Source organism: Marinobacter pelagius (assembly GCF_003315345.1).
GTDB classification, from domain to species: domain Bacteria; phylum Pseudomonadota; class Gammaproteobacteria; order Pseudomonadales; family Oleiphilaceae; genus Marinobacter; species Marinobacter pelagius_A.
Map to the genome: position 1 here is coordinate 21,099 of NZ_QNRO01000013.1, position 22,032 is coordinate 43,130.

Genomic DNA, 22,032 nt, shown 5'->3' on the forward strand with positions numbered 1-22,032 from the left:
TTTTTTCCTGAGCCGGATTAACCGTTTGCAGAGGAAAGGAACTTCTTCGCAAGCTCCGCCGCGCCGCTGTTCGGATAATCATCAACGACGCTCTGCATGCGCCGCCGAGCCTCATCCGTTTCGCCCATACGATCCAGAGTCACGCCCAGCTTGTAGACCGCATCCGGCGCCTTGCGATGGTCCGGAAAACGGGTCGCCACAATCGTGAAGGCCTGTTTGGCCTGCTCCAGCTGCGGCTTGACCAGGTAGACCTCGCCCAACCAGTAATACGCGTTAACCGTCAGATCCCCTTCGGGATATTTGTCGATGAACTCATACAACCGGGTAATGGCCTGGTCGTAGTCTTTCTGGTTCCGGATGAGATCCTGGATCTCATTGTAGGCTTTGCGCTCCTCCGCATCGGGCTGACGATACTCACGGGCTTCCACCGCTTGCCCGTCGCCACTGCCGGAAGCAGATGGCGAAGCCGGCGCTGATTCCGGCTGGCTCGCCATCCTCTCGGACAGATCGAGGATACGCTGGTCCAGATCGATGTAGCGATCCCGACCCTGCTCCTGCAACCGGGTGATCATGTGCCGCTGCTCTTCCACTTCACCCTGCAGTCTGCGCACCTCCTGCTGGAGTTGCTGAATCATGTAGAACAGTTCTGCGGTTGCCTGGTTGCCAGAGGAGCTTCTCTGGGCCGATGTGGAAGATTGCGCCTGAACCGGCCCCACCTGCGCAAGCGCAAGTGGAACCAGCAGTAACGCCACGAGCCGTTTTCTCATGGATACACCCGATCTGTCAGTTAGCGGTTCAGTCGAAAACCAGTTCTACCCGACGGTTCTGTGCCCAGGCACTTTCAGAAGAGCCCATAACCGCCGGCTTTTCTTCACCATAGCTTACGGTTTCGATCTGGCCACGTGAAGCACCGTTGACGATCAGGAACCGCTGCACGGCGTTGGCACGACGCTCACCCAGGGCAAGGTTGTACTCTTTGGTACCGCGCTCATCCGCGTGACCTTCCAGTCGAACGTTCTGGCCCGGGTTATTGGCGAGGTACTGGGCGTGTGCCACCAGTACATCACGGGCTTCAGGCTTGATCTCAGCAGTGTCAAAATCGAAGTAAAAGGTGGTGATGTCACGCAGAGCTTCCATCTTGGCCCGCTCCTCAGCGGCCATGCGTTCTTCCTCGCTCAGTGCAGAGGAGGACACACCGCCCTCATCATCACCACCGTAGACCGTGGAGCCGTCATCTACAGGAGCAACGTCGGAATCATAGGTGCCATCGCCCACCGTTTCACCAGTGGAACTACAACCGGCAAAAAGACCGGCGGAAAGCAGCATGGCGAGGACTTTGGCGTGCATGGACAGTTTCATGTTCATTTCCTTTTCAGTGGCTTGAGTTTATTGATTGCTTGCAAGCGCCCCGGGGCGATCAGTTAACGATCGGCCCCCAGGCGGGGTCCCGAACCTCTCCCTCGGGAGAAGGAAGGCTATAGGCGGCGGCGCCATCGGCCGAGATAACAGTCAGTACACTCTTGCCAGACTGTTTCGTGGCATAGATCAACATCTGGCCGTTCGGAGACAGGCTCGGCGACTCATCCGCCCCGGTTCGTGTGAGGACCGTTTCAACACCAGTCTTCAGGTTCGTGCGGGCAATGTGGAAATCACTCTCACGTTGATGCACGTAATAAACAAAGTCTCCCTTATCATCGGGCCGTGGCCGGGCGTTGTACCGACTCCCGAATGTGATTCTCCGGGGCTCCGAGTCCAGTGACTCCTTGTGGTAGATCTGCGGGCCTCCGGAGCGGTCCGAGGTAAAGAACATTCCTTCCCCCGCGTGGTCATACGCCGCTTCGGTATCGATTGCCCAATGGTTCGTCAACTTGTTCACCGCCCGGGTGGCAAGGTCCATGCGGTAAATCTCCGCGTTACCATCTTTGGACAATGTCATCAGCAAAGACCGGCCATCGTCGGACCACGCCGGGGCCGAATTGAGGCCGGGAAAATCTGCCACTTTCGTACGCTTGCCGGTTGCCAGTTCGTGGATGTAGATCGCCGGCTTGCCGGTTTCGAAAGAAACATAGGCCAAACGGCTCCCATCCGGCGACCAGGCCGGTGACAGGATCGGCTCCTGGCTCTCAAGTCGGATCTTTGCACGTTTGCCGTCCACATCGCTCACCTGCAGTCGGTAGCGGGGCTTGCCATTGAAAGTGTCGAGGGTGACATACGCCAGCTTGGTGGAAAACGCCCCTGGAACACCGGTAATCGCCTCGTATACCTTGTCACTGATGTGGTGACCGAGGGTGCGCATACTGTTTACCGATGCTGCCGCGGTCTCGCCGAGGATGCGCTTTTCCTGGTTTACATCGAACAATTCATAGCGGGCAACGACACGGTCATCGTTGCGGCTCAGTTCGCCCACCAGAACGTAGCGTTGGCCAAGCATGCGCCAGTCACGGAAGTACACCTCTTCCCGGCGGGAAGGCAGGCTCAGCATTTTCTCCGCCGGCAGAGGCCGGAATTCGCCGCTCATGGCCAGATCGCTCCGGACAATCTCACTTATCTTGTCTCCCGGCGGAATCGCACCGTTCTCCGCAAATGGCACCACGGAGATAGGAAGGGCGGCGTCAGCGCCTTCGGTGATTCGAATGAGCAGCTCGGCACGCGCCCCGGTTGCCAGCATGATCAGGGCAGCCAGCGCGGCGGCCACGGCTTTGTGTGAGGTCGTCCAGGTCCGCTTTGTCATGATCTTTCCTGTTTCCTTATCTCAACCGGCGCGGGTTGAATTCAATAGTAAACTGACGGAAATAACGCTCGAAGGTTTCCCTGTCATCCGGTATCGGGTAACGATTCAGTGAGCGTACAGCACTCAGGGCCGAATTATCGAACGCGGTGTTGCCACTACTGCTGACAAGTCTGACACCGGCCAGTTCACCCGTCGGTAACAGGGTTATCTGCAGCCGCGCAGTCATTTCTTCGGTGGCGGAAGACGGCGGATACCACGCCTGGCTCAACCGTTCCCGGATCAGCGCCTGATACTTCTCACTTTCGGAGAGCATCTGCGCTTCCTTCGCACGGGCCGCGGCGGCCTGCTGCTGACGGCGGGCTTCGGCCTCCTTCGCCTTGCGAGATTCCTCGGCGAGGGCTTCCAGTTGCTGTTCTCTCAGGCGCCGTTCGGCCTCAAGGCGCTTGCGTTCAGCCTCCTTGCGGGCCTCTTCTTCCTGACGGCGACGCTCGGCTTCCTCCTGCTTGCGCTTCTCTTCCAGCCGCCGCTGCTCTTCCTCGGCCTTCTTGCGTTCCGCCTCCTGGCGCTTGCGCTCTTCCTCGGCTTTCTGCCGTTCACGCTCCCTGGCTTCCGCCTCTGCCTTCTGGCGGGCGGCCTCGCGGGCTTTCGCCTCTTCCCGCTCCTTTGCCAGGGCCTCCTGTTTCTTGCGCTCTTGCTCGGCCTTGCGACGGGCCTCCTCTTCCCGCGCTTTCTGCTCCGCTATCCTGCGCGCCTCTTCTTCCTGACGACGGCGCTCGGCCTCGGCTTCCGCCTTTTTCCGTTCATCCTCTTCAGCGCTGCGCTGCTGATCCCGATCCGGCTGATCGTCCGGCTCCACCACCGGGCTTGGCTCCGGCTGCTGCTGGGTAATCAGGCGCGCCGAAATACTGCGGGGTGGCGGCTCATCAACAGGACTGGTCCAGGACCAACCGGCCAGAGCAACCACCACAATGAGCAGGTGCAGAAACACCGACAGGGCGACCGGCGATTTCCACGGCGGCGCTCCGGTACTGATTACCCTGTGATCCTGGTTCGTCACAACAGCTCCCCGCTTTCCTGACTCACTTCTCATCCGGGGATGGTTCGGTGATCAACCCGATACTGGTGGCACCGGCACCCTGCAACTCCGCCATCAAACGCACCACCGTACCGTATTCCACATGTTCGTCACCGCGCACCAGGACCTCACCATTGGGACGCTGTGACAGGATTTTGGCTACCTGTTCACTCACTTCCCCCAGAGACATGGGATCACTGCTCTCATCACCGATTTCCATGAAGTAGGCACCGTTGGTGTCCACCGAAACCACAATCGACTCCACATCCTTGTCAGACTGGATGGGGTCGGATCTGGTTTCCGGCAAATCCACTTTCACACCCTGGGTCAGCATGGGCGCGGTCACCATGAAAATGACCAGCAACACCAGCATCACGTCGATGTAGGGAACGACGTTGATTTCCGACATCGGTTTTTTCCGCTGCTGCGGCATCATTCCCATGCCTTTCATATCACCCGGCTCCGATCGTTGCGTTCATTCATCAGGCAGCGCTCTGTTCGCTGGCGTGTACTCGGCGATGCAGAATGCTGGAGAACTCCTCGGCGAAGGTTTCGTAGTTCTTGAGCAGGGCATCGGACATGGCCGAGAACCGGTTGTAGGCAATGACCGCCGGAATGGCCGCAAACAGGCCCATGGCCGTTGCAATCAGGGCCTCCGAAATACCCGGGGCGACCGTCGCCAGGGTTGCCTGCTGGACCTGGGCAAGGCCACGGAACGAGTTCATGATGCCCCAGACAGTACCAAACAGGCCGACATAGGGACTGGTGGAACCGACCGTGGCCAGAAATGGCAGGTGAGTCTCAAGACGTTCCTGCTCCCGGGAAAATGCGACTCGCATGGCACGCTGGGTGCCTTCCATGACGGCGTCGGCATCCCGGCTCTGCTGCCGAAGGCGCGAGAACTCCTTGAACCCGGCGCGAAAGACCGCTTCCACGCCGGAGAATGGCGTTGGCTCGGCATTGACCTCCCGGTAAAGCTGGCCGAGGTCCATGCCGGACCAGAACCGTTCTTCAAATTCCTGCTGAGCTCGCCTGGCTTTCCGGAACACCTGCAGGCGCTGGAAAATCAGCGCCCAGGAAATCACCGAGGCCAGTCCCAGCAACAGCATGACCAGCTGTACCAGTAACCCGGCATTTGAAATGAGATGCCATACAGAAAGTTCTGACTCCACCTTTTACTCCTGGCTGGTTCCGTTAGTTGGGTCCGGGTGCTGAACGTTTCGCTTCAGCAGGTCCTGCATATTCTCGGGCAGGCGCCTGGGCCTGCCGGTATCCAGTGCCACACAGGCCACGCGAACATCCGCCTCGCACAGTAGCGTGCGATCACTGGCACGCAGCACACGCTGCCTGAAATTCATCCAGACTCGCCCGTAGGCCACGGGCTCGGCAGTGACCAGCAACTGGTCATCCAATCGGGCCGGCACCGCATAATGAATGTTCATCCGCTGCACCACATAGCTGATGTTATCCGCCAGGCCGGCCCGAAGACCGACTCCGCAGCTGCGCACCCATTCGGTACGGGCGCGCTCCATGTAGTGCAGATACTTGGCGTGGAAGACAATACCACCAGCATCCGTATCTTCTATATACACCCTGATGGGTAATTCAAAGACCTGGGCGTTGGCTGTATCAGTCAAAGAGGTCCCCCTCGGCATCTGATCTGCGGGGCACCACGCCAAAGTGCTGGTAGGCGTTGGAGGTCACCATTCGACCCCTTGGTGTGCGAACCATGAAACCCTGCTGGATAAGGAAAGGCTCCAGCACATCCTCGATGGTTCCCCGCTCCTCGCTGATAGCGGCCGCCAGGCTTTCAACACCTACCGGCCCACCGTCAAACTTTTCAATCATGGCCAGCAACAGCCGGCGATCCATGTGATCAAAACCCTGATTATCCACCTTGAGCATGTTCAGGGCCTGGTCCGCAATGTCAGCGGTAATCCTGCCGTTGGAGCGCACTTCGGCAAAGTCCCTGACCCGGCGTAGCAGACGGTTGGCAATCCGGGGCGTTCCCCGGGAACGGCGGGCAATCTCGAAGGCTCCGGCTTCATCAATCGCCACCGTGGACAGCCGGGCCGAGCGGATGATGATGTTGGTCAGATCCTCGGTGTTGTAGAACTCGAGTCGCTGCACGATGCCGAAGCGGTCCCGCAGCGGAGAGGTCAACAGGCCGGCACGGGTGGTTGCCCCGACCAGGGTGAACGGCGGCAGGTCCAGCTTGATCGAGCGGGCAGCCGGGCCCTCCCCGATCATGATATCCAGCTGGTAGTCCTCCATCGCCGGATACAAAACTTCCTCAACGGCGGCGCTCAGACGGTGGATCTCGTCGATAAAGAGAACATCGCCTTCTTCAAGATTGGTGAGCATCGCGGCCAGGTCACCGGCTTTCTCGAGCACCGGACCGGAGGTGGTCTTGATGGCCACGCCCATCTCGTTGGCGATGATGTTGGCCAGGGTGGTCTTGCCCAGACCGGGCGGGCCGAAAATCAGCACATGGTCCAGCGCCTCCTGCCGGCCACGGGCAGCGGAGATGAAAATCTCCATCTGCTCGCGGACCGAGGGTTGGCCCACATATTCGGACAGCAGCGCAGGACGGATGGCCCGGTCCTGGACCTCCTCATAGTCACCGGCTCCGGCTGAAATCAGTCGGTCGGATTCAATCATGGCATCACCCGCTCTATGGGAATCAACATCGTGCCTGTGCGCCTTGCCCTGCAATTCAACGTTGACCCAATTGTACAAACGGGTCCCTGACTGTCACGTTACGCTCTCTACAGGTTTGGCGCCACTCAGGCGACATATTACCGTCAGGTCATCCGGCAGGGATCATGTTGCGCAGCGCCAGGCGGATCAGGGTCTCACTGGTCGCGCCTTCCTCGGCAACCTTACTGATCGCCTTCGCAGCCTCCTGCGGCTTGTAGCCAAGGGCAATCAGGGCCGCCTCGGCCTCTTCCCTCGGATCCGGACCGGTCGCAACCTGGTCTGAGCCGTGCCCGCCGGCAACTGTCGCGCCCGGCGACATCGGCACAAACTGACCTTCAAGTTGCCCGATCCGGTCAGCCATTTCAATAAGCAGGCGTTCCGCCGTTTTCTTGCCTACACCGGGGAGCTTGACCAGGGAGTTGGCATCCTTCGCCTCGACACAACGGATAAACTGCTGGGCGTCGAGACCGGACAGGATTCCGACCGCCAGCTTGGGGCCAACACCATTCACCTTGATCAGCAGACGGAACAGATCGCGATCCAGTTTCGCGGCGAACCCATACAGGCTCTGGGCATCCTCGCGAACGGCAAAATGGGTATGGAGGGTAACTTCCTGCCCGGATTCAGGAAGATGGAAAAAGGTGGTGTAGGGAATGTCGATTTCGTAACCCAGCCCGGCGCACTCCACCAGCGCCTGCCCGGGGGTCTTTTCGACCAGAATGCCTCGGATACGACCTATCAAGGGGTAGCTCCTGTGGCTCCTGGGAGCCGGTTATTGTTGTCTGACCCGACCGCTGCGAACCTTGCCTCCGGTCACGGCCAGGCGCAGCACACTCTGGCTCATATGGGCGTGGCAAAGGGCAATGGCCAGGGCATCGGCGGCATCGGCCTGGGGTTTGCGGGAAAGTGACAGCAAGGCCTGCACCATGTGCTGGACCTGGGACTTGTCTGCCCCACCCTTGCCGACCACTGCCTGCTTGACCTGCCGGGCAGAATATTCGTGCACCGCCAGCCCACTGTTGGCGGCACTGACGATGGCGGCGCCCCGGGCCTGACCCAGTTTGAGGGCAGAATCCGGGTTGCGGGCCATGAACACCTGCTCAATGGCGAATTCCTCGGGACGATATTCGCCGATCAGCGTGGCCAGGCTGTGAAAGATGGTCTGGAGCCGTTCGGCCATGGGCTTTTCCCCGACCCGGATACAGCCGCTGTCGATATACTCGATCACCCGACCCTCGGCACGAATGATCCCGTATCCGGTAATCCTTGAACCGGGATCAACTCCGAGAATGATCGGCACGCTCAGGCTCCTGCCATGGTCACAGGGATTCCATGATTTCTGCGGAGATGTCCGCGTTGTGGTAGACGTTCTGCACGTCATCCAGATCCTCAAGCATGTCGATCAGCTTGAGAATGGTTTCAGCGCCATCCCGGTCCAGCTCGACCCGGGTTGACGGCACCATGGTGACTTCGGAGTTGTCGGGCTTCAGGCCCGCCTCGACCAGGGATTCCTTGACGTCCAGGTACTCTTCCGGCGTGGTCACGATCTCGTAAGAACCGTCTTCCTGTTCCTGCAGGTCCTCTGCCCCGGCTTCCAGTGCCGCTTCCATCAAACGGTCGCCATCCACGTCCGGGCTGTAGCTGATAATGCCCTGCTTGGTGAACAGATAGGCTACGGAGCCATCGGTTCCCAGATTACCGCCAAACTTGTTGAACGCGTGGCGTATCTCGGCGACGGTCCGGTTCTTGTTGTCGGTCATGGCCTCGACAAAAATGGCCACACCGCCCGGGCCGTAACCTTCGTAGGTCAGTTCTTCGTAGTTGCTGTCATCGCCACCACCCGCGCCACGTTCAATGGCCCGTTCGATGGTGTCTTTTTTCATGTTGGCTGTCAGGGCCTTGTCGACAACCGCCCGGAGCCGGGGGTTATCGTTGGGATCGCCGCCGCCAAGGCGGGCGGCAACGGTCAGTTCCCGGATGATTTTGGTGAAGATCTTGCCTCGTTTGGCGTCCTGTGCCGCCTTGCGATGCTTGATGTTGGCCCATTTACTGTGACCAGCCATGCCTAACCTCCGTCCATCGTCCGGGGAGCGGGCCATGGGCCCGCCCCCGCCTTGTCAGAATTTACTCGCTGTCTTCGGCCTTGTTGCCCTCAACCGGCTTGGCGGAACGGCGCAGACGGATGTGCAGCTCACGCAGCTGCTTCTCGTCCACCTCGCCCGGCGCCTGGGTCATCAGGCAAGTTGCGCTCTGGGTTTTCGGGAAGGCAATCACGTCCCGGATCGAGGAAGAACCGGTCATCAGCATGACCAGACGATCCAGGCCGAACGCCAGGCCGCCATGGGGCGGGCAACCGAACTTCAGGGCATCCAGCAGGAAGCCGAACTTGGCGCGGGCCTCTTCCTCGCCGATACCCAGGATGCGGAACACCGCTTCCTGCATTTTCTCGTCGTGGATACGGATGGAACCGCCGCCAAGCTCGGTGCCGTTCAGCACCATGTCGTAGGCGCGGGACAGCGCATTCGCCGGATCCGCGGCCAGATCTTCCGGTGAGCAGGAAGGTGCGGTGAACGGGTGGTGAATCGCGGTCAGACCCCCATCCGGGGTTTCCTCGAACATCGGGAAGTCCACAACCCACAGCGGCGCCCAATCGCAGGTCAGCATGTTCAGGTCGTGGCCCAGTTTCACCCGCAGCGCGCCCAGGGCTTCGTTCACGACCATGGTCTTGTCGGCACCGAAGAACACGATATCGCCGTCTTCCGCACCCACGCGCTCCATGATGGCCTGGGCGACGTCGTCACCGAGGAACTTGATGATCGGGGACTGCAGCCCCTCAACACCCTTGGCCAGCTCGTTGACCTTGATGTAGGCCAGCCCCTTGGCGCCATAGATGCCGACAAACTTGGTGTAGTCGTCGATCTGCTTACGGGTCAGTTCGCCACCTTTCGGTACACGCAGGGCGGCAACACGGCCCTTGGGATCCTTGGCCGGACCGGCGAAGACCTTGAAGTCCACGTTTTCGACCAGGTCATTGACGTCCACCAGCTCCAGCGGAATACGCAGGTCCGGCTTGTCGGAGCCGAAGCGCTGCATGGCTTCGGAGTGCGGCATACGCGGGAACTCCGGCAGGCTGACGTCGAGCACGTCCTTGAACAGGGAACGAATCATGTCCTCGTTCAGCTCCATCAGGGTCTGCTCATCGATGAAAGACGCCTCGATGTCCACCTGGGTGAATTCCGGCTGACGGTCGGCCCGCAGGTCCTCATCCCGGAAACACTTGGCGATCTGGTAGTAACGGTCGACACCGGAAACCATCAGCAGCTGCTTGAACAGCTGCGGGGACTGCGGCAGCGCGAAGAAGGAACCTTCGTGGGTACGGCTCGGCACCAAATAGTCACGGGCACCTTCCGGGGTTGCACGGGTCAGGATCGGGGTTTCCACGTCCATGAAGCCGCGGCTGTCCAGGAAGTTGCGGATGTAACTGGTGACCCGAGAGCGGAACCGCAGGCGGTTGATCATCTCCGGACGGCGCAGGTCCACGAAACGGTAGCGCAGGCGTACGTCCTCGCCCACATCCACGTGCTCATCCAGCGGGAACGGCGGTGTGGCGGCAGCGTTCAGGATGGTCAGTTCCTTGCCCAACAACTCCACCTGACCGGTAGGCATGTTGTTGTTCTCGGTACCCGCCGGGCGACGGCGCACGCGTCCGGTGACCTTGATAACGAACTCACTGCGGACTTTTTCCGCCAGGGCGAAGCTCTCAGGGGTGTCCGGGTCGACAACCACCTGGGACATACCATCCCGATCCCGCAGATCCAGGAAGATAACCCCACCGTGGTCACGACGGCGGTGTACCCATCCGCAAAGTGTGACTTCCTGATCGATGTGGGATTCGTTGATCCCACCGCAATAATGACTGCGCATACCGGTTCCCGTTACGTTAGATGTATTCGAAACTTTTTCGTGTCTTGCCGCCTCAGGTGGGGTGACCCTTTCCGAAACACGCTGTGGATACGTCCCTGTACGCTCTGCTCCGCCATCCATGGCTCCGCAAGGTTTCGGAAAGGGTCACCCCACCTGAGGCTACTTGATTCGTGGCCGCTAAAATTTTTGCGACCTTACTGGAAAAGCGGCCCATTATAAACACAATGGGTCTGAAAATCAGGCGTGCTGGCACGCAAATAAAGCACTCGGATGACTGTGGGATAGCGGGCCGCTAGAATGCCCTCTTCACAAAGCCGGTTGGAGCCAGAAGTTGACCACCAGAGCGGAACAGAAACTAAGGACACGTCGCGCACTCATGGACGCCGCACTCGCCCAGCTCAGTGCCGATCGGGGCTTCGGCAGCCTTAGTCTCAGGGAAGTCGCACGCGAAGCCGGCATTGCCCCTACCTCCTTTTACCGCCACTTCTCGGAACTGGACGAACTCGGACTCGCCCTGGTGGACGAGGGCGGTGTCGCCCTGCGCCAGTTAATGCGTCAGGCCCGCAAACGTATCGCCCGTGATGGCAGCGCCATATCCACCTCGGTGGATACGTTCATGGAGTATCTGGGTAACAACGCCAACCTGTTCCGGCTGATGCTGCGGGAGCGCACTGGTGTGTCCAAGCCGTTCCGGACGGCCGTGAAGGCGGAGATCGATCATTTCGTGACGGAACTGGCCGACGACCTGCGGCGCTTTGCCGAGGAACAGGGCAAACCCCTTTCGGACGCGCGCGTGGTGGCCGAGGCGATGGTGACACTGGTGTTCAACCAGGGTGCGGAGGCGCTTGATGCCACCCCGAAAGAAAAGGAAGAGCTGAAGGTGAAGCTGAAAACGGAGCTTCGGATGATCCTGGTGGGTTCACAGACGCTGGCGCGGAGGCGCTGACACCGGCTCAGGCCAGGCTTGCGAGAACCGGTTCCAGTGCCTGCTTCATGCGGGCAAGCTCATTTTCCTCATAGGGCACCGGAGTCTGGGTGCCCCACACCGGCCCCGGCCAGGCCGGATCCCCTTCAAAACGCACGATGTGGTGGACGTGAAGCTGCGGCACCATGTTGCCCAGTGCCGCAACGTTCATCTTGTCACCTTTAAAAGCCTCCATCATGGCACGGCTCAGCTCGGATGACTCGGTCATCAGCCTTTGCTGCTGCGTTTCGGAAAGCTCATAGATCTCCCGGATACCGGCGATCGCCGGCACCAGGATGACCCAGGGCCAGGTTTTCTCGTTCATCAGTCGCACTTCGCACAGACGGGTCCTGCCCAGCAGGACGGTGTCTGCAGCCAGACGCTCATGTAACTCGAATTCCCGGCTCATCGATTACACCACCGAGTGGAACTGGTTACGGCCGCGGCCGATGGCGTAGTAGATCAGGCCATAGCGGTCGAGCATTTCCGGCTCGTACAGGTTACGGCCGTCGAAGACCACCGGGTCCCTCAGGTTTGCCGCCACCACGTCGAAATCCGGGGAGCGGAACTCTTTCCATTCGGTGCAGATGGCCAGCACGTCGGCACCCTTGAGTGCTTGCTCCTTGGTGCCGCACAGGGTCAAGCCCGCCTGGTCGCCATAAATACGCTGGGTCTCTTCCATGGCTTCCGGGTCGAAAGCCTGGACCGAGGCACCTGCCTTCCAGAGGTCTTCCATCAGCGTGCGGGCGGAGGCCTCACGCATGTCATCGGTGTTGGGTTTGAACGCCAGCCCCCAAATGGCAACGACCTTGCCCTCGAGGTTGCCCTGGAAGTGGTGGCTGATCTTGTCGAACAGTACGTGCTTTTGGGCATAGTTGACGTCTTCCACCGCGTTCAGCAACCGGGCGTCGTAGCCGCAGTCGCGGGCGGTCCGGGCCAGTGCCTGCACGTCCTTGGGGAAGCAGGAGCCGCCGTAGCCGCAACCGGGGTAGATAAAGTGGTAACCGATACGGGGATCGGAACCGATACCCCGGCGCACCGCTTCGATATCGGCGCCAAGGCGCTCGGCCAGGTTGGCAATTTCGTTCATGAAACTGATCTTGGTTGCCAGCATGGAGTTGGCGGCGTATTTGGTCAGTTCCGCCGACCGGATATCCATGAAGATCATCCGGTCATGGCTACGGTTGAACGGGTAATAGACTTCCCGCAGCAGGTCCGCCGCCTTCTCGCTGTCGGTGCCGACAATAATGCGGTCCGGCTTCATGAAATCGTTGATGGCCGCGCCTTCTTTGAGGAACTCGGGGTTGGAGACCACATCGAATTCCAGTTCCAGGCCGCGATGGTCCAGTTGGGCCTGCACGGCGGCGCGCACCTTGTCACCGGTACCGACCGGGACAGTGGATTTGTCCACCACCACTTTGTACTCGTCCATGTACTGACCGATGGATCTGGCAACGGCCGTCACATACTGCAGATCCGCCGAGCCGTCCTCATCGGGCGGCGTTCCCACGGCAATGAACTGCAAGGCGCCATGCTTTACCGCCTCTTCGGTATCGGTGGTGAAAGCCAGGCGGCCCGCCTCCACGGTGTGCCGGACAATCGAGTCCAGGCCCGGCTCGTAGATGGGAATCTGGCCGTTGCGCAGCTTGTCGATCTTGGCCTGGTCCACGTCCATACACAGGACATGATGGCCCACGTCCGCCAGGCAGGCGCCCGTTACCAGCCCAACATATCCGGTACCGAAAATTGTGATCTTCATGGGTTACTTTCCAAAGGTTTCCAAATGGGTAAAAAAATCAGTAATCAGTGTTCGCCGGAGGCTTTTTTCTTCTGCCAGATCGCTTCCCAGGCCAGCGCCGTACGGACAATAGTTTCCAGGTCGTCGTAGTCCGGCTCCCAGCCCAGAGTGTCACGGATCAGGGTATTATCGGCCATCAACGCTGCGGGATCGCCGGCGCGCCGATCGGTCTCTGTCACCGGGAAATCCACGCCGGACACCCGCTTGACCACATCGATGACCTCGCGAACGGTGAAGCCGCGCCCGTAACCACAGTTCAGGACCTTCGAATCACCCCCGTTCGCCATGTGATCCAGCGCCATGACATGGGCCTTGGCGAGATCCTCTACGTGGATGTAATCGCGAATACAGGTGCCATCCCGGGTATCGTAGTCCGTACCGAACACACTCATGCCTTCCCGCTGCCCGGTGACACACTCGCTGGCCACCTTGATCAGGTGCGTGGCTTCCGGCGTCGCCTGGCCCAGCAGGCCGTCAGGATTGGCGCCGGCGACGTTGAAATAGCGCAGGATGACGTAATTCAGGCTGGAAGCAGCCGCCAGATCCATGATCATCCGCTCGCTCATCATCTTGGAAGCGCCGTAGGGATTGATCGGGGCCAGCGGCAGGTCTTCGGTCAGGACCTGCTGCTCAGGCATGCCGTAAACTGCAGCCGTAGAGGAGAACACCATGTACGGAACCTGGTAACGCTCGACCGCCTTCAGCAGGTTCAGGGTGTTGCGGGTGTTGTTGCTGTAATACTTGAGGGGATTGGCCACGGATTCGGGCACGACGATGTTGGCGGCAAAATGCAGCACAGCCTCGAAACGGTGTTCGGAGAACAGCCGGTCAATCGCCGCCTCGTCTGCCAGATCCCCCACCACCAGTTCGCCGGCTGTCACCGCCCAGCGGTAGCCGGTGGAGAGGTTGTCAAAAACCACGATATCGTGACCGGCCTCACCCAGCTGACGGACCACGTGACTACCAATGTATCCGGCTCCGCCGGTGACAAGCACTTTCATGGGTAAAGGCTACTCCTTCCCTGAGGATGATGACTGGCGCTGACGCCGGATTTCCGCCCGGCGCCGACTGAAAAATTCACTGATGATTTCGCTGCACTGCTGTTCAAGGACGCCACCGGTGGCTTCCACCGCCCAATTCAGATGAGGTTCATCCAGGGTTCGGCGAGCGGATTTCACAGCCCCCGCTTTAGGCTCCGTGGCACCGTACACCAGACGGCTGATGCGGCCATGCACAATCGCTCCGACACACATGGTACATGGCTCCAGCGTTACGTAAAGCGTCGCCCCTGACAAGCGGTAATTGCCCACCCGTGCTGCTGCATCCCGAAGCGCCCGGATCTCCGCATGGGCGGTTGGATCACAACCGGAAATTGGGGCGTTGAAGCCGGCGCCGATTTCTTTGCCATCCAGGACAACCACGGCACCCACCGGAACCTCGCCCGCTGCCGCGGCCTGTTTGGCCAGCTGCAGGGCTTGAGACATCCAGTGTTGGTCGGTTAAGGACTGGGGCATAGTCGGGATTCTGGTTGATGAAAATGGGGTCAGAAGAAGGCTTTCTTCTGACCCCGGGGGTTGGTCCGGACTGCAGATCACTCCCACTCAATCGTCGCCGGCGGCTTGGACGAGATGTCGTAGGTCACCCGGGATACACCGCTGATCTCGTTGATGATCCGGTTGGACACCTTTTCCAGCAGGTCATACGGCAGATGCGCCCAACGGGCGGTCATGAAATCGATGGTCTCGACGGCGCGCAGGGCCACCACGTATTCGTAGCGGCGGGCGTCACCGACCACGCCAACGGACTTGACCGGCAGGAATACGGCAAAGGCCTGGCTGGTCTTGTGGTAGAGGTCGGCACGGTGCAGCTCTTCCAGGAAGATGGCATCGGCACGGCGAAGGATATCCGCGTATTCCTTCTTGACCTCACCCAGGATACGCACACCCAGGCCCGGTCCCGGGAACGGGTGGCGGTAGACCATGTCGTAAGGCAGGCCCAGCTCGAGACCAATCCGGCGCACCTCGTCCTTGAACAGCTCACGGAGTGGCTCCACCAGCTTCATCTTCATGGTTTCCGGCAGACCACCCACGTTGTGGTGGGATTTGATCACATGCGCCTTGCCGGTTTTGGAGGCGGCAGACTCGATCACGTCCGGATAGATGGTGCCCTGGGCCAGCCAGTTCACGTCCTTGATATTCGCGGCCTCATCGTCGAACACGTCGATGAAGGTGTTGCCGATGATCTTGCGCTTCTGCTCCGGGTCATCCACGCCTTTGAGCTTGGACAGAAACAGGTCCTCGGCATCCACGCGGATGACCTTTACGCCCATGTTGCTGGCGAACATGTCCATGACCTGATCACCTTCATGGAGACGGAGCAGGCCGTTGTCCACAAACACGCAGGTCAGCTGCTCGCCGATGGCCTTGTGCAGCAACGCTGCGGTTACCGAGGAGTCCACACCGCCGGAGAGGCCGAGCAGCACTTTCTCGTTGCCAACCTGCTCGCGGATCTGGCGCACCGCATCGTCCACGATCTTGGCCGGCGTCCACAGCGCCTCACAACCACAGATACTCAAGGCAAAGTGCTCAAGAATGCGCTTGCCCTGGAGGGTATGGGTAACCTCCGGGTGGAACTGCACGCCGTAAAGATTGCGGCTCGTGTCCTGCATGGCGGCAATCGGGGCACTCTCGGTGGAGGCCAGCAGCTCGAAGCCCTCTGGCATGGCCACAACCTTGTCACCATGGCTCATCCACACGTCCAGCAAGGATTCCCCGGCCGGCGTCAGGTGATCTGTAATATCCGCCAGCAGCGGACCCTTGGCGCGCACTTTCACCTGGGCGTAGCCGAACTCACGCTTCTCGGAGCTGGCCACACGACCACCGAGCTGTTCAGCCATGGTCTGCATGCCGTAACAGATACCCAGCACAGGGATTCCGCGGTCAAACAGATCCGCCGGAGCCCGGGGACCACCCAGCTGGGTTACGGATTCCGGGCCGCCCGCGAGAATGATGCCCTTGGGATTGAACTCCCTGAGTTCTTCATCGGTGATGTCAAAGGCCTTGATCTCACAGTACACGCCGATTTCCCGGATACGACGGGCAATCAGCTGGGTGTACTGGGAACCGAAATCAAGAATCAGGATACGGTGGTCGTGGATGTTCTGGGCCATGGAGTCCTCGGATCACAAATAAACAACGCGGCCCGTTCCGGGGCCGCGTTTATTGGAGTCATTCTTAACCGATACGGTAGTTGGGCGCTTCCTTGGTGATGGTCACGTCGTGGACGTGGCTCTCACGCATGCCGGCATTGGTGATGCGCACGAATTCCGGCTTGGTGCGCATTTCTTCCATGGTTGCACTGCCGGTATAGCCCATGGAAGCACGCAGACCGCCCATCAGCTGATGGACAATATTACGCATCGGGCCCTTGCAGGCCACACGACCTTCGATACCTTCCGGCACCAGCTTCTCGATACCCTTGCTGGCATCCTGGAAATAACGGTCACTGGAACCCTGCCCCATCGCGCCGAGGGAGCCCATGCCACGGTAGGCCTTGTAGCTTCGACCCTGGAACAGCTCTACTTCGCCCGGAGCCTCGTCGGTACCCGCCAGCAGGCTACCGATCATCACACTGTGGGCGCCGGCGGCGATGGCCTTGGCAATATCACCTGAGAAACGCACACCGCCGTCCGCGATCAGGGGAACGCCCCGATCCTTCAGCGCCGCCGCGACGTTGGATACCGCGGAAATCTGGGGCACGCCGATACCGGCAACAATACGCGTGGTACAGATGGAACCGGGGCCGATACCGACCTTCACGGCGTCCGCACCGGCATCCGCCAGGGCAATCGCTGCATCGGAGGTGGCGATATTGCCACCGATGACCTGCACCTCGGGGAAGTTCTGCTTCACCCAACGAACACGGTCAATAACGCCTTTGGAGTGACCATGGGCGGTATCAACCACAATCACGTCGACACCGGCTTCGGCCAGGGCGGTAATCCGGGCTTCGGTATCCCCACCGGTGCTGACCGCGGCACCGACACGCAGGCGGCCCTGCTCGTCCTTGCACGCCAGCGGATAGTCCTTGGCTTTCTGGATGTCCTTGACGGTGATCAGACCGCGCAGTTCAAACTCATCATTCACCACCAACACCTTCTCGATGCGATGGCGGTGCAACAACTCCTTCACGTCCTCGAGGCTGGCGCCCTCCTTGACGGTCACCAGCTTTTCCTTCGGCGTCATGATGTCACGCACCAGGGTGTCCATGCGGCTTTCGAAGCGGATATCACGACCGGTAACGATGCCCACCAGATCGTGGCCATCGACGACCGGCAGGCCGGAGATGTTGTTGGCCATGGTGATATCCACCAGTTCACGCACGGTGGTGTCCGGCGAGACGGTGATCGGATCCTTCACCACACCACTCTCGAATTTCTTGACCTTGCGAACCGCAGCCGCTTGCTGCTCCACAGTCATGTTCTTGTGCATGATACCGATGCCGCCCTCCTGGGCCATGGCGATGGCCAGCTCGGCGTCGGTAACCGTATCCATGGCAGACGAGACCAGCGGAATGTTCAGGGTGATATTCCGGGTCAGCTGGGTCTGGAGACTGACCTGGTGGGGGAGAACTTCCGAGTATCCGGGAACAAGCAGAACATCATCAAACGTGAGGGCTTCTTCAGCAATTCGCAGCATTGGGATCCGCCTTTTGAACGTGCTAAGTTTGGAAATCCTGTACCGCGCCCTGAGCGGCGCGACAAAGCAAAATCCTTAATCGATCTATTATAAAGTGGTGGCCCGGGACAGTAAACCGCACCATTTTGAAGGTCCGGTTGCATCTTTTTGAATTTCCGATATTTTTACTTCGAAATTTTCGGCTATTGCGTATAACCAACCACGGAGTACGGCCTTGACCCCCTCCTTCCAGGATTCCCAGCCTCTTTCCGGTGACGCGGGCAATCTGCGCCCGACACGGGCCCTGAGTGTCAGCGAACTCAATCACCAGGCCAGGCACCTGCTGGAATCCAGTTTCATGCAGGTCTGGGTGGAAGGCGAGCTTTCCAGCTTCTCACGCCCCTCCTCCGGCCACTGGTACTTCTCCCTGAAAGACCGCAAATGCCAGGTCCGGTGCGCCATGTTCCGGGGTTTCAACCAAAGGGTCCGGGCCATTCCGAAGGAAGGCGACCAGGTCCGTATCCGCGGGAAAGTGACCCTGTACGAGAGCCGGGGCGACTTCCAGATCATTGTTGAACACATCGAGCCGGCCGGACTGGGCGCCCTGCAGCAGGCCTTCGAGGAACTGAAGCGCAAGCTCCAGGCCGAAGGGCTGTTCGAGGCGGCCCGCAAGAAGCCGATTCCGGCCCTGCCCCGGCATATCGGGGTTGTCACCTCGCCGACCGGCGCTGCCATCCATGACATCCTGACGGTGCTTTCACGCCGGTGCCCGGCCATCCCTGTCACTCTTTACCCGACCGCCGTGCAGGGAAAGGCTGCGACCAGCGATATCGTCCGGGCCATCGAGCAGGCCCAGAGCCATGGTGTTGCGGATGTCCTGATCATCGGGCGTGGCGGTGGCTCCCTCGAGGATCTCTGGTGCTTCAACGAGGAAGCGGTCGCCCGGGCCATTGCGGCCTGCCGGATTCCGACGGTAAGCGCCGTCGGCCATGAAGTGGATGTGACCATCGCCGATTTCGTGGCGGACCTTCGGGCCCCGACCCCGTCGGCCGCTGCGGAAAAAATCTCCCCGGACCAGAGCCAATGGCTGAGGCAACTCGCCGAGCAGGAGCTTCGGCTTGCCAATGCCGCACGGCGGGCCCTGAAACGCCTGTCAGTGCAACTGGAACACCTGGCCGCACGGCTGCGGGATCCCCGCCGGGAGCTGCAGGAGAAAGCCCAGCGCATGGATGACCTGGAGCTTCGGCTGGGTAAGGCGATGAAGCAGAAGCTGGAGCGCTGGGATGTGCGCACCGGGCATCTCGCCCAGAGGCTGGCCATGCAGTCTCCGCAGAAACAGCTGACCACCAGCCGTGAGGCCCTCGGCCGGATCGAGGAGCGGCTGTTTGCAGCAACCCGGCTGAGCATCCGGCAGCAACGGGACCGCATGGAACACCTCGCCCAGACCCTGAATGTGGTCAGCCCGCTCGCCACCCTGGGCCGGGGCTACGCCATTGTCCGGGGGCCGGCCGGCGACATCATCCGGGATGCAGACAACCTCTCATCTGGTGACCGGGTTTCGGCCCGGGTGGCGAGAGGCGAGATCGAGGCCGAAGTGACGTCCGTCAAATCAGGCCCGGAATAACATGTTGCAAAGCCCTTACTAAGCCTATGGTCTACTAGTCCATAAACTCAAAGTGCCTAAAGTTGTGTCAATACGTACAAACAACACAAAAATAACAGGCACCAAGAGGTGGAATCTATGGACTACAATTCCGAATTCCGGCGCTCGATCGACCAGCGTGACGAATTCTGGCAAGAGCATGCCAACCAGATTGACTGGATCGAAGCGCCGAAGACCATCTGGCAGCCAAAGGACAATGGCCATGGCGAATGGTTTCCTGATGGCGTCCTCAACACCAGCGACGTTGCACTGGATGCGAACATACGTGCCGGCCGGGGCGATCAGAAAGCCCTGATCTACGACTCCCCGGTTACCAATACCCAGCAATCCTGGACCTACAACGAACTCACCGCCGAGGTTGCCCGTTTTGCCGGTGCTTTGAAGGCTAACAGCATCTCCAAGGGGGATCGGGTCATCATCTACATGCCGATGATTCCCCAGGCCGTGGTGGCCATGCTGGGCTGTGCCCGTATCGGCGCCATTCATTCTGTGGTCTTCGGCGGCTTTGCTGCCCACGAGCTGGCGGTGCGTATCGAAGACGCCGAACCCAAGGCCCTGATCACCGCCTCCTGCGGCATCGAAGTCAACCGGGTTATCGAATACAAGCCGCTGGTGGACAAGGCGATCGAGCAGTCCAGCCACAAGCCGGACCTGTGCGTGGTGTACCAGCGCCCCCAGGCCCAGGCTGACATGCAGGATGGCCGCGACCTTGACTGGGAAGCGGTCATGGAAGGCGCCGAACCGGCCGATCCAGTCCCAGTCAAATCAACGGATCCGCTTTACATCCTCTACACCTCCGGCACCACGGGTAAACCCAAGGGTGTGGTGCGGGACAATGGCGGCCACGCCGTCGCCCTCAAATACAGCATGAAACTGGTGTACGACGCCAACCCCGGCGATGTTTACTGGGCCGCGTCAGACGTTGGCTGGGTCGTGGGTCACAGCTATATCGTGTACGGCCCGCTGTTTGCCGGCTGCACCACCATCCTGTACGAAGGCAAACCGGTCAAAACCCCGGATGCCGGCGCCTTCTGGCGCGTGGTACAGGACCATGGCGTGAACCTGCTGTTCACTGCCCCCACGGCATTCCGCGCAGTGCGCAAGGAAGACCCCGAAGCGGACGAGCTGAACAAGTACGACGTCAGCTCCCTCAAGCGGATCTTCCTGGCCGGGGAGCGACTGGACCCACCGACCTACGAATGGCTGAAAGAGCACACCGGCCTGCCCATCCTTGATCACTGGTGGCAGACCGAAACCGGCTGGGCCATCTGCTGTAACCCGGTGGGCATCGAGATGATGGAAACCAAACCCGGCTCCGCTACCGTACCCTCCCCGGGCTACGACGTTCGGGTTGTGGACATGAATGGCAGCCAGGTTGCCTCCGGGGAGCAGGGCCAGGTCGCGGTCAAGCTGCCGCTGCCGCCGGGCTGCATGATGACGGTCTGGGGTGATGACGAACGTTTCCGCAAGACCTACCTCGATCCGATCAAAGGCTACTACAGCTCCGGTGACGGTGGCTTCATTGATGACGACGGCTACGTGTTCATCATGGGCCGGACCGATGACGTCATCAACGTTGCGGGCCACCGTCTATCCACCGGCGAAATGGAAGAAGTGGTGGCATCCCATCCGGCTGTGGCCGAGTGCTGCGTGGTGGGTGCCCATGATGAGCTGAAGGGCCAGGTACCCATTGGCCTGGTGCTGATCAAGGACGGAGCCACCATCGATCACGATGAGCTGGAAGAAGAGCTGGTTGAAATGGTGCGCGACAAGATCGGCGCCATTGCCTGCTTCCGCCGGGCGATGGTGGTCGAGCGGCTGCCCAAGACCCGGTCCGGCAAGATTCTGCGCCGGGTGATCCGCCAGATTGCCGACGGTGAGGACTACACGGTTCCCAGCACCATAGATGATCCAGCCATCCTGGAAGAAATCAGCCAGCAGTTCCGCTCCTGAGCATTCCGCTAGCAAACATCGTGGCCGGCCAACTGAAAGTGGCCGGCCACGATAGCTCTTCACCTGTCACTTTTCTGTCAAATCCTTGTTTTTAAAACGAATAAAAGCTTCAAAAAAAGCGTTGACGCTCCCGAAACTCGGTCTATACTGAAATTGCTGTGAAAATACAGCGGTATTTAGTGAATGCGTTACAACGTCGTGCCTCCGTGCTTTTCGTTGCCCCTTCTCTCAGTACTCTCTGGATTTCTCAGCACAGTTCCATATGGAATTCGAAGGTCCCGTGAGGGCAAATTTTAGAAAGACAGGAAAGATCAATGTCCGATACAAAAACCGGCCACGTGAAGTGGTTCAATGAGTCCAAGGGCTTTGGCTTTATCGCTCAGGACGGTGGCAGTGACGTATTTGTTCACTACAGTGCAATCAACGCTTCCGGTTTCCGTACCCTGACCGAAGGTCAGCAGGTACAGTTCACCGTAACTCAGGGCCCGAAAGGCCCGCAGGCGGAAAACGTAACGCCGGTGTAACCGGGTTAAGTGGACCGTTCCTTG

22 protein-coding genes are annotated in these 22,032 nt (G+C 59.9%); 4 read left to right on the forward strand and 18 right to left on the reverse strand.

The features are described 5' to 3' along the window. Window positions 1-17 precede the first annotated feature (17 nt). The 12 genes from ybgF to aspS all read right to left on the reverse strand — a co-directional run bounded on the left by ybgF (window position 18) and on the right by aspS (window position 10,430). Entirely contained in the window at window positions 18-767 is a 750-nt protein-coding gene (gene ybgF, locus DET50_RS12070; protein ID WP_113863100.1) for a tol-pal system protein YbgF, read from the reverse strand. Window positions 768-795: 28 nt separating this feature from the next. Then, complete coding sequence (gene pal, locus DET50_RS12075; RefSeq protein ID WP_113863101.1) at window positions 796-1,359, reverse strand: peptidoglycan-associated lipoprotein Pal; 564 nt, start codon at window positions 1,357-1,359, stop codon at window positions 796-798. Window positions 1,360-1,417: 58 nt separating this feature from the next. After that, window positions 1,418-2,731, reverse strand: coding sequence for a Tol-Pal system beta propeller repeat protein TolB (gene tolB / locus DET50_RS12080; RefSeq protein WP_113863102.1), 1,314 nt, complete (start codon window positions 2,729-2,731; stop codon window positions 1,418-1,420). Between the two features lie 16 nt (window positions 2,732-2,747). After that, on the reverse strand, window positions 2,748-3,788 hold the full coding sequence (gene tolA / locus DET50_RS12085; protein ID WP_258546121.1) for a cell envelope integrity protein TolA: 1,041 nt from the start codon (window positions 3,786-3,788) through the stop codon (window positions 2,748-2,750). A 22-nt stretch (window positions 3,789-3,810) separates the two neighbouring features. Beyond that, window positions 3,811-4,257: a protein TolR gene (tolR, locus tag DET50_RS12090; RefSeq protein ID WP_113863104.1), complete on the reverse strand. Its 447-nt coding sequence runs from the start codon at window positions 4,255-4,257 to the stop codon at window positions 3,811-3,813. A 31-nt stretch (window positions 4,258-4,288) separates the two neighbouring features. Continuing rightward, on the reverse strand, window positions 4,289-4,978 hold the full coding sequence (gene tolQ / locus DET50_RS12095; protein ID WP_113863105.1) for a protein TolQ: 690 nt from the start codon (window positions 4,976-4,978) through the stop codon (window positions 4,289-4,291). 3 nt (window positions 4,979-4,981) lie between these two features. Continuing rightward, the gene (gene ybgC / locus DET50_RS12100; RefSeq protein ID WP_245777372.1) at window positions 4,982-5,443 is read right to left on the reverse strand and encodes a tol-pal system-associated acyl-CoA thioesterase; all 462 of its coding nucleotides are present in this window, start codon (window positions 5,441-5,443) and stop codon (window positions 4,982-4,984) included. After that, window positions 5,436-6,467, reverse strand: a complete 1,032-nt coding sequence (ruvB, locus tag DET50_RS12105) for a Holliday junction branch migration DNA helicase RuvB (RefSeq protein WP_113863189.1) — start codon at window positions 6,465-6,467, stop codon at window positions 5,436-5,438. The genes ybgC and ruvB overlap by 8 nt, the downstream gene beginning before the upstream one ends. A gap of 148 nt (window positions 6,468-6,615) precedes the next feature. Then, entirely contained in the window at window positions 6,616-7,248 is a 633-nt protein-coding gene (ruvA, locus tag DET50_RS12110; protein WP_113863106.1) for a Holliday junction branch migration protein RuvA, read from the reverse strand. 30 nt (window positions 7,249-7,278) lie between these two features. Further along, on the reverse strand, window positions 7,279-7,806 hold the full coding sequence (gene ruvC, locus DET50_RS12115; protein ID WP_113863107.1) for a crossover junction endodeoxyribonuclease RuvC: 528 nt from the start codon (window positions 7,804-7,806) through the stop codon (window positions 7,279-7,281). Window positions 7,807-7,825: 19 nt separating this feature from the next. Continuing rightward, window positions 7,826-8,569, reverse strand: a complete 744-nt coding sequence (locus tag DET50_RS12120; protein ID WP_113863108.1) for a YebC/PmpR family DNA-binding transcriptional regulator — start codon at window positions 8,567-8,569, stop codon at window positions 7,826-7,828. A gap of 61 nt (window positions 8,570-8,630) precedes the next feature. Then, entirely contained in the window at window positions 8,631-10,430 is a 1,800-nt protein-coding gene (aspS, locus tag DET50_RS12125; protein WP_113863109.1) for an aspartate--tRNA ligase, read from the reverse strand. Window positions 10,431-10,761: 331 nt separating this feature from the next. Between aspS and fabR the strand changes: the two genes are divergently transcribed. Beyond that, on the forward strand, window positions 10,762-11,376 hold the full coding sequence (fabR, locus tag DET50_RS12130) for an HTH-type transcriptional repressor FabR (protein WP_113863110.1): 615 nt from the start codon (window positions 10,762-10,764) through the stop codon (window positions 11,374-11,376). A gap of 7 nt (window positions 11,377-11,383) precedes the next feature. On the opposite strand, the gene DET50_RS12135 is transcribed toward fabR, so the two are convergent. The 6 genes from DET50_RS12135 to guaB form a co-directional block, all read right to left on the reverse strand. Continuing rightward, on the reverse strand, window positions 11,384-11,803 hold the full coding sequence (locus DET50_RS12135) for an HIT domain-containing protein (protein WP_113863111.1): 420 nt from the start codon (window positions 11,801-11,803) through the stop codon (window positions 11,384-11,386). 3 nt (window positions 11,804-11,806) lie between these two features. Continuing rightward, entirely contained in the window at window positions 11,807-13,153 is a 1,347-nt protein-coding gene (locus DET50_RS12140; protein ID WP_113863112.1) for a UDP-glucose dehydrogenase family protein, read from the reverse strand. Window positions 13,154-13,197: 44 nt separating this feature from the next. Continuing rightward, window positions 13,198-14,193: a UDP-glucose 4-epimerase GalE gene (gene galE, locus DET50_RS12145; RefSeq protein WP_113863113.1), complete on the reverse strand. Its 996-nt coding sequence runs from the start codon at window positions 14,191-14,193 to the stop codon at window positions 13,198-13,200. A 9-nt stretch (window positions 14,194-14,202) separates the two neighbouring features. Continuing rightward, window positions 14,203-14,706, reverse strand: a complete 504-nt coding sequence (tadA, locus tag DET50_RS12150; protein WP_113863114.1) for a tRNA adenosine(34) deaminase TadA — start codon at window positions 14,704-14,706, stop codon at window positions 14,203-14,205. Window positions 14,707-14,783: 77 nt separating this feature from the next. Continuing rightward, window positions 14,784-16,361 (reverse strand): glutamine-hydrolyzing GMP synthase, encoded by a 1,578-nt coding sequence (gene guaA, locus DET50_RS12155; protein WP_113863115.1) that lies wholly within the window; start codon window positions 16,359-16,361, stop codon window positions 14,784-14,786. Window positions 16,362-16,425: 64 nt separating this feature from the next. Beyond that, a complete protein-coding gene (gene guaB / locus DET50_RS12160; RefSeq protein WP_113863116.1) occupies window positions 16,426-17,889 on the reverse strand; it encodes an IMP dehydrogenase in 1,464 nt (487 codons plus the stop codon). A gap of 265 nt (window positions 17,890-18,154) precedes the next feature. Between guaB and xseA the strand changes: the two genes are divergently transcribed. The 3 genes from xseA (at window position 18,155) to DET50_RS12175 (ending at window position 22,008) form a co-directional block, all read left to right on the forward strand. Then, a complete protein-coding gene (gene xseA, locus DET50_RS12165) occupies window positions 18,155-19,492 on the forward strand; it encodes an exodeoxyribonuclease VII large subunit (protein WP_113863190.1) in 1,338 nt (445 codons plus the stop codon). 117 nt (window positions 19,493-19,609) lie between these two features. Beyond that, window positions 19,610-21,484, forward strand: coding sequence for an acetate--CoA ligase (locus DET50_RS12170; RefSeq protein WP_113863117.1), 1,875 nt, complete (start codon window positions 19,610-19,612; stop codon window positions 21,482-21,484). Window positions 21,485-21,798: 314 nt separating this feature from the next. Then, the gene (locus tag DET50_RS12175; RefSeq protein WP_008169155.1) at window positions 21,799-22,008 is read left to right on the forward strand and encodes a cold-shock protein; all 210 of its coding nucleotides are present in this window, start codon (window positions 21,799-21,801) and stop codon (window positions 22,006-22,008) included. Window positions 22,009-22,032: the final 24 nt, after the last annotated feature.

What these genes read in the sequence shown, in the direction of transcription:
- ybgF (WP_113863100.1), bottom strand. Translation starts at nt 767, where the DNA reads ATGAGAAAACGGCTCGTGGCGTTACTGCTGGTTCCACTTGCGCTTGCG.
- pal (WP_113863101.1), bottom strand. Translation starts at nt 1,359, where the DNA reads ATGAAACTGTCCATGCACGCCAAAGTCCTCGCCATGCTGCTTTCCGCC.
- tolB (WP_113863102.1), bottom strand. Translation starts at nt 2,731, where the DNA reads ATGACAAAGCGGACCTGGACGACCTCACACAAAGCCGTGGCCGCCGCG.
- tolR (WP_113863104.1), bottom strand. Translation starts at nt 4,257, where the DNA reads ATGAAAGGCATGGGAATGATGCCGCAGCAGCGGAAAAAACCGATGTCG.
- ruvB (WP_113863189.1), bottom strand. Translation starts at nt 6,467, where the DNA reads ATGATTGAATCCGACCGACTGATTTCAGCCGGAGCCGGTGACTATGAG.
- DET50_RS12120 (WP_113863108.1), bottom strand. Translation starts at nt 8,569, where the DNA reads ATGGCTGGTCACAGTAAATGGGCCAACATCAAGCATCGCAAGGCGGCA.
- aspS (WP_113863109.1), bottom strand. Translation starts at nt 10,430, where the DNA reads ATGCGCAGTCATTATTGCGGTGGGATCAACGAATCCCACATCGATCAG.
- DET50_RS12135 (WP_113863111.1), bottom strand. Translation starts at nt 11,803, where the DNA reads ATGAGCCGGGAATTCGAGTTACATGAGCGTCTGGCTGCAGACACCGTC.
- DET50_RS12140 (WP_113863112.1), bottom strand. Translation starts at nt 13,153, where the DNA reads ATGAAGATCACAATTTTCGGTACCGGATATGTTGGGCTGGTAACGGGC.
- galE (WP_113863113.1), bottom strand. Translation starts at nt 14,193, where the DNA reads ATGAAAGTGCTTGTCACCGGCGGAGCCGGATACATTGGTAGTCACGTG.
- tadA (WP_113863114.1), bottom strand. Translation starts at nt 14,706, where the DNA reads ATGCCCCAGTCCTTAACCGACCAACACTGGATGTCTCAAGCCCTGCAG.
- guaA (WP_113863115.1), bottom strand. Translation starts at nt 16,361, where the DNA reads ATGGCCCAGAACATCCACGACCACCGTATCCTGATTCTTGATTTCGGT.
- guaB (WP_113863116.1), bottom strand. Translation starts at nt 17,889, where the DNA reads ATGCTGCGAATTGCTGAAGAAGCCCTCACGTTTGATGATGTTCTGCTT.
- DET50_RS12170 (WP_113863117.1), top strand. Translation starts at nt 19,610, where the DNA reads ATGGACTACAATTCCGAATTCCGGCGCTCGATCGACCAGCGTGACGAA.
- DET50_RS12175 (WP_008169155.1), top strand. Translation starts at nt 21,799, where the DNA reads ATGTCCGATACAAAAACCGGCCACGTGAAGTGGTTCAATGAGTCCAAG.